Origin of the sequence: Vibrio sp. OPT41 (assembly GCF_015163595.1) — a bacterium.
Classification (GTDB): Bacteria; Pseudomonadota; Gammaproteobacteria; order Enterobacterales; family Vibrionaceae; genus Vibrio; species Vibrio alginolyticus.
This window is the reverse complement of sequence record NZ_JADDYH010000015.1, coordinates 71,648-78,670: the sequence shown is the minus strand read 5'-3', so window position 1 is coordinate 78,670 and position 7,023 is coordinate 71,648. Positions and strand designations below refer to the sequence as shown.

The 7,023-nt window shown below is 44.0% G+C and carries 5 protein-coding genes and 1 pseudogene; 1 reads left to right on the top strand and 5 read right to left on the bottom strand.

Features of this window, described 5'->3' with window-relative positions; translation table 11 throughout:
• From IQP38_RS26325 to IQP38_RS08070, 5 genes and pseudogenes are all read right to left on the bottom strand, one after another.
• Positions 1–410 (bottom strand): annotated as a pseudogene (locus tag IQP38_RS26325) (S-type Pyocin family protein); the annotation flags it as partial.
• Positions 411–530: 120 nt separating this feature from the next.
• Positions 531–872 (bottom strand): hypothetical protein, encoded by a 342-nt coding sequence (locus IQP38_RS26320; RefSeq protein WP_228010022.1) that lies wholly within the window; start codon positions 870–872, stop codon positions 531–533.
• A gap of 461 nt (positions 873–1,333) precedes the next feature.
• The gene (locus tag IQP38_RS08080; protein WP_228010021.1) at positions 1,334–1,543 is read right to left on the bottom strand and encodes a hypothetical protein; all 210 of its coding nucleotides are present in this window, start codon (positions 1,541–1,543) and stop codon (positions 1,334–1,336) included.
• A 91-nt stretch (positions 1,544–1,634) separates the two neighbouring features.
• The gene (locus tag IQP38_RS08075) at positions 1,635–1,889 is read right to left on the bottom strand and encodes a bacteriocin immunity protein (RefSeq protein ID WP_054576354.1); all 255 of its coding nucleotides are present in this window, start codon (positions 1,887–1,889) and stop codon (positions 1,635–1,637) included.
• Positions 1,890–4,502, bottom strand: a complete 2,613-nt coding sequence (locus tag IQP38_RS08070) for an S-type pyocin domain-containing protein (protein WP_322621757.1) — start codon at positions 4,500–4,502, stop codon at positions 1,890–1,892.
• Between the two features lie 598 nt (positions 4,503–5,100).
• On the opposite strand from IQP38_RS08070, the gene IQP38_RS08065 reads away from it, so the two are divergent.
• The gene (locus IQP38_RS08065; RefSeq protein WP_054576352.1) at positions 5,101–6,846 is read left to right on the top strand and encodes a leucine-rich repeat domain-containing protein; all 1,746 of its coding nucleotides are present in this window, start codon (positions 5,101–5,103) and stop codon (positions 6,844–6,846) included.
• Positions 6,847–7,023 lie beyond the last annotated feature (177 nt).

Genomic DNA, 7,023 nt, shown 5'->3' with positions numbered 1-7,023 from the left:
TGGTCTTTAGTAAAACCACGCTCGTCATTGAGCTTGTCTTGTGTCGATTGCGTAGCGTAAAACGCCCATTTTTCTTCCCCAAGAATTTTGTATTCTTGAACAAGTTCGCCATCATTAAAGTGGTAGTAATAGCCTTCTATAGGCAAACCTAAACGTTCGCCCAATCGCACTGCAGGGACAACAGGTATAAAACCTTCCTCAGCTTTATGGCTGCCGACTTTTTTTAGTGTGACGGCTTCCAATGGTGTCACTCCGAGATTGTTATCAGCGATGTGGATATTTAAACGCTTTGGCTCATCAAACACACATAACGCTGTGTAGCGGGTGCCTTGCTCGGTATTGGCTTGCTCCCAACGGGTTACCGCGCTCTCTTTTTCAGTTTTCGATAAAGCAAAGTCACTGTGCACCATTTTCTTTATGGTGGTATCCGAGCATCCGACTTCGAAGCTGTACTCAAACTCCTTGATTAATTCCTCTTCACTTTCGGTTGCGATTGGCGGCGGCGTGTAAACTCGTTCGGGCGTCGAGGTTTACCTGATACAAGAGCGGTAACCTCCCGTTGCTCTGGTGGTTTTCGTTATTGCTAACAAATTATTAGCCGCATCATCCGAAAGTTCAGAGATAACCTCAGAATTCAGCCGCCAAGTTTTAGGACCTATTGGGTCGTTGTAACTAAGCAGAGCAGGAGTTTGAGGCGTATCACTAACGAGTGCGAGATTACCTTCGTAGAGATGCTGCTTTAGCTGTTCAAAAGTAAGATGTGAAGGAATAGCAGAGGCGATATCCGCTTCCGAAATATTATGGAAGTTGCCCTCTATCAATCCAAATTCATGAGACATTAATTCCGACAGTGGAAGAACTTTATAGGACACACAAATACCTAAAGTGAATACTAGTTATCACGGCAATAAGCAGTAAGCATGCCATTAACTTTCTTCTGCAAAATCAGCTAGGTAGGATGATAGTAGTGTATGCCGATACAATTTTTTGTTTATCGAGCCAAAAAGTTGGGTATAAATCCAAGAAGTTGGTCGGTGTTGGCTGTGGTCTTTGTGTACGGTCGCTGTTTAGCTGAAGCGATACATATGGTGTTTTTACCCGTGAACACATTCGTAGTGGGCACGTTGTGGATGTAATAGTTCTAAGAAGTCTTTGCCCCATTATAAGACAGAGTAAATACTCATTCATATCCTGTTAGTTGGTTTTTTCCTTACTAAAAGTAATCCATTCTCTAATGCTATTGTTGTTAATCCTCGTGTTGTATTACGGGGGCTCTTAAGTTATCAACATCGTACACAGAACCACCATGTTGTATTTATTCAACATGGTGCATTTAGAAAGAACGTCTTCCCCCAACGGTATCCTTAAACCTTGCTCGAGGAGCTTTGCCATCCATCATCCGTTTAAGGTTCGCAGGTATAAATTGACTTGAATCGAGAGTTTGCCAACTTGCTTCACCGTTTTCTTCTGGCGTCCAATTGATGGTTGGTACGTTATCTTCAATCGCAATGGACAAAATATTGAGTTCACCGAGAGCAACCATAAGGTTCTGACACAAGAGGATTTTGAGCGGATTTTAGAGCAGGCTGAGGAATGGGAATGGGAAAAGGCGTCATTGTGACGCCTTTTATTTTTTACTCTTTGAAGCAAGGAAGCCCCTGCTCTTGGTACCACCTTTTAATTTCATTAACAACTCCCTCTGGCGAGTCATCTTGATCAGGTTTAGGCCAAAATATTAGGTCGGTCCCATCAGGGTGTTTAACAATTTCTGAAAAATGTAAGATAAGTTTGTCCTCCTCACTTTCAGGTAAATCGTTATCACATATTGTGCTGACAAAATCTTTAAATTCAGCAAATGTATACTCGGAAATATTATTTTTTAACTTCATTTAATTCTTACCAAAGTGGATTCTCTTGTGATGTTTAGGAGTAACGACTGCAAGGTTATCAACATGGAAAACAGCTCCCCCCTTAGATATCTCATGTTGGTGATGGATCTCATATCTGATCATTTTTCCATAGTGTTCACCTTTTGGAGCTATAGGAGATTTACCGGAACTAATTTTCTTTTGGTTCGTTCTGTTGAATTGCGCCATAAGCACACTATCTTTAGAAACCTCTATCCAGAAAGCTTTTCGGAACGCATCAAAATTACTAAATTCTTTCCCTCTCAGCTTATCAGCTATTTGAGAGGGTATTGGGGCTCCTAAGTCCTTACCTGCACCTGCCAACCAAATGCCAAAGATATCTTCGCCTTTCCCGGTAACGACTCCGGGCTTATCTCTCGGGCTTTCTTTGTAAACCACATAGAGCGGAGCAATACCTGAGCTTTCAGGGAATACCAAGATCGCATCGCGCCAGTCTTTCTCTTCTGGCGCAGGCGTAACGGTGACGTTAGCATCGCTATCCGAGTGGATTGGCGTGACCAGTATATCGTCTTTTTCAAACCCATCACTATGATCGGGGGTAGTTTGCCAACTTGCTTCACCGTTTTCTTCTGGTGTCCAATAGATGGTTGGTCCGTTCTCCTCAATCGCAACGGACAGCTGGCTATTATTTCCCTGTTTCACGTATTTGATGGGGATGCGCGTGTCGTCTACATGATAGCCCTGCACGTGCGGATAAAACTCCCCATCTTGGGGCTCGGTAATGTGGACACGAACACGGCTTTGCGCCGTGGTCACTTGGCGTAAATCTTGGTCTGTATATTGGGTGTTATCGCCAAACAAGCTTTGCTGCATGGCAAACAAAGAGCCAATGCCTTCTACTTGCCAGCGGTAGCCCTCAACTATCTTATCTTTCAATGTGCCGGCCAGTTTATCCAACTGCATCGCCGCAGTTTGGGTTTGTTGCGTTTGCTCTGGTGAGCCAGCGACAGCGGCGGAACTTCCCATGGCCATTTGTGCTTGTGTTGCTTGAATGGCGGGTATGACAGCAGCTGGGGTCGCATTCGCTTGCGCAAAGAAGAATGACCAAGGCCCGAAGTTACTGATTGACTCTTGTTGGTCGCCAATTTCAATACACCCTTCTGGCCTGATGCAGGATTTAGCGAACACGAGCGAGCTTGTGGCGTCTTTTAAGTTAAGGATGGCGACATCACCTTCTACAAAATCGGCAGCGTTGATAGCTCGATATTTGGTCAACCCAAGTAAAGGATCGCTGTGCTGGTAATGACTGTTGCGGATGTTGTTGTAGGTTTGCGGGTGCAGAGGCGGAAAAGTGTTCTTTTTGTCTGGTGCTTGTTGTTGCTGTGCTTCAGCAACAACAATTTCATCACCAATTGCGAGTGATAGAGGGTCGGCCTCAAACACTGGGTTAAGCGAGAGCAAGGCTTTAGCTCCCATACCATACCGTTCAGCTATGCTCTGCCAGGTTTCCCCCGCAACTACGATGTGCGTTGCTGCGGTTTGTTCTGCTTCCGCTTCATCGTTGTAATCTTCTGCGCGTGCTTCTTCCGGCTGTTTACCTGCATCAAACAGTGCAGGAATATCCAACTTTATCCCGTTTTCGCTCAGCCAATCTTCACTAAGATTATCGAGCTCTTCACGCGTGATTTGGCGCTCAAGATAAATGATGTATTGGTTCTCAAGGACTTGGTTGGCCAACTTCCAATACACCAAAATAGCGCTTTGATCCTTGGTAAAACCGCGCTCGTCATTGAGCGTCTCTTGTGTCGATCGCGTAGCGTAAAATGCCCATTTTTCTTGTCCGAGAATTTTGTACTCTTGGACCAGTTCACCATCATTAAAGTGGTAGTAATAGCCCTCTGTCGGCAAGCCTAGGCGTTCGCCCAATCGCACAGCCGGAACGACAGGTATAAAACCTTCCTCAGTTTTATGGCTGCCGGCTTTTTGTAGTGTGATTGATTCCAATGGTGTCAGCCCGAGATTGTCGTCAGCGATGTGGATATTTAAACGCTTTGGCTCATCAAACACACATAACGCTGTGTAGCGGGTACCTTGCTCGGTATTGGCTTGCTCCCAGCGGGTTACCGCGTTCTCTTTTTCAGTTTTCGCTAAAGCAAAGTCATTGTGCACCATTTTCTTTATGGTGGCATCCGAGCAGCCGACTTCGAAGCTGTACTCAAATTCCTTGGTGATTTCCTCTTCACTTTCGACTGCGATCGGCTGTGGCGTATAAGCTCGTTCGAGTGCCGCGGTCTCTCCAATACGTGTGCTGTATCCTCCCGTTGCTCTGGAGATTTTCGTCTTTGCTAACAACTCCTCAGCCGCATCATCCGAAAATGCAGAGATAACCTCAGAGTTCAGCCGCCATGTTTTAGGACCAATTGGGTCGTTGTAACTCAGAAGTGCGGGAATTTGAGGTGTATCACTCACGAGTACGAGCTTACCCTCGTGGAGGTGGTGTTTTAGCTGATCAAAGGTAAGATGAGCAGGAATGGCAGAGGCGATATCTGCTTCCGCGAGGTTGTGGAAGTTGCCCTCTATCAACCCGAATTCATGGGACATTACTTCCGACAGTGGAAGGGTTTTATACGACACACAAATACCTAAAGTAAAAGCCAAATATCACGTCAAAAAGCGAGAAGCGTGCCATTTAATTTTTTAATAAAATCAATTGTTTGGAATAATAGTAATGTACGTCTATCCAATTTTTTGGTTATGGTGCCAATAAATTGGATATAAATCCAAGAAGTTGGTCGGTGTTGGCTGTGGCCTTTGTGTACGGAATCTGTTTAGTTGAAGCGATACATATGGTGTTTTTTCCCGTGAACACATTCGTAGTGGGCACGTTGTGGATGTAATAGTTCTAAGAAGGTTTTGCCCCAAAATTCGTTAGGTTAAATACCCTATAAAGTTAAAGAGCCTGCGTTTACCCTACAAAAAGTCATTTAGTAGAATGAAACTTTCACGATTTGGGCCTTTTATATGTATGTTTTGCTTGTCAAAGCGTCCGTTTTAGTAGCGAAACTAGCTAAACAACTTGTTGGAAGTGGACTAACTGCGGAAAGTATTGCTACCTTACGTTTATCTCAAAATAAAGCTGACTACCTGTGAACGCTTTTATGCGTTGGTAGAGGGTATTTGACGGTCTTAATAAAATACGGGAACAGCCATGACATTATCAAGAACAAGGCTCATGAAAGCAACAGCTCAAATTCTTGGCACTTTACTCTGTTTAGCCTTTCTTACTGGCTGTGAACGAGCAACGGAAGGGTTGCAATATGCCAAAAATCGTGATGGTTCAGATGACAAGTCAATACTTATTGGCTACAACGGTAACGACACAGATGTCGTCATCCCAGATTCGGTCGAACTTATTAATGGGGGGACATTTTATGACAAGCAGCTCACCAGCGTGGTCATCCCAAAATCGGTTACTATAATTGGAAGACAGGCATTTGAAAAAAATAAACTTACTAATGTGGTTATACCAGATTCGGTGACCTCCATTGGGGAGCGGGCGTTCGCTAAAAATAATCTCACTAGCGTTACTATTCCTGATTCAGTGACCTTCATTGGGGAGCGGGCATTTAATAAAAATGCAATATCAATAGTTAACAATGTCCCATCAGATGGTATTATTTTTGCTCGTAATGATGATGGCACTGAAAACAAAAAGATCATAATTTCCTATGGTGGAGCAAGAAAAGAGATTGCTATACCAGATTCGGTGATTACTGTTGATAGTTGGATGTTTGCTGAAAGTCAGCTCACCAGAGTTACTATTCCTGATTCGGTGACCTCCATTGGGGAGCGGGCGTTCGCTAAAAATAATCTCACCAGCGTGACTATCTCAGATTCGGTGACAGCTATTGAGTACGAGGCATTTCATGACAACCAGCTCACCAGCGTTACTATTCCCGATTCAGTGACCTCCATTGGGGAGCGGGCATTTTCTGACAACCAGCTCACCAGCGTTACTATTCCTGATTCAGTGACCTCCATTGGGGAGCGGGCATTTAATAAAAATGCAATATCAATAGTTAACAATGTCCCATCAGATGGTTTTATTTTTGCTCGTAATGATGATGGCACTGATAACAAAAAGATAATAATTTCCTATGGTGGAGTAAGAAAGGAGATTGTTATTCCTGACTCGGTGACCACAATTGGAAAGTATGCGTTTTCTTCTAACAATCTCACCAGCGTAACCATCCCAAATTCGGTGACCACAATTGGAAATAGTGCGTTTTCTTTAAACAACCTTACCAGCGTAACCATCCCAAATTCGGTGACCACAATTGGAAATAGTGCGTTTTCTTTAAACAACCTTACCAGCGTAACCATCCCAAATTCGGTGACCACAATTGGAGAGCATGCGTTTGGAGTGAATCAGCTCACCAGAGTGACAATCCCAGACTCGGTGACCTCCCTTGGTAACAGTGTGTTCGCTGATAATATGCTCACCAGCGTAATTCTCCCTGATACATTGACCTCGATAGGGAAGCGGGCGTTTGCTAATAACAGGCTCACTGATGTGGTTATACCAGATTCGGTGACCACCATTGAAACTAGGGCGTTTAAAGGCAATCAGCTCACTGATGTGGTTATACCAGATTTGGTGACCACCATTGGAAGTGATGCGTTTAATGGCAATCAGCTCACCAGTGTGGTTATACCAGACTCTGTGACCATCATTGGATATGGGGCGTTTCTTAACAACCAGCTCACCAGCGTGGTTATACCAGATTCGGTGACCACCATTCACAATTCTGCGTTTATGAACAACAAGCTCACCAGTGTGGTTATACCAGACTCTGTGACCACCATTGGAAGTGATGCGTTTTATAACAACCAGCTCACCAGCGTGACTCTCCCAGCTACGGTGTCTTCTCATTGGGCAGCGCCGTTTGATATTGGTGTAAAAATTAATGGAAATTAACAGTTTACAACTTATCTCAAGTGCTTTACAGAATCTAGAGATATGCCTTTCCCCTACTAAAAGTTATCTGAAACTAGCAATTGTCAAAACTAAACGGTGCTGTGTGACCCAACCCTTTTAATGGTTGCTATCTTATTGATTTATCGTTGAAGATTAAAAAAGAAAGAAGGCATTATT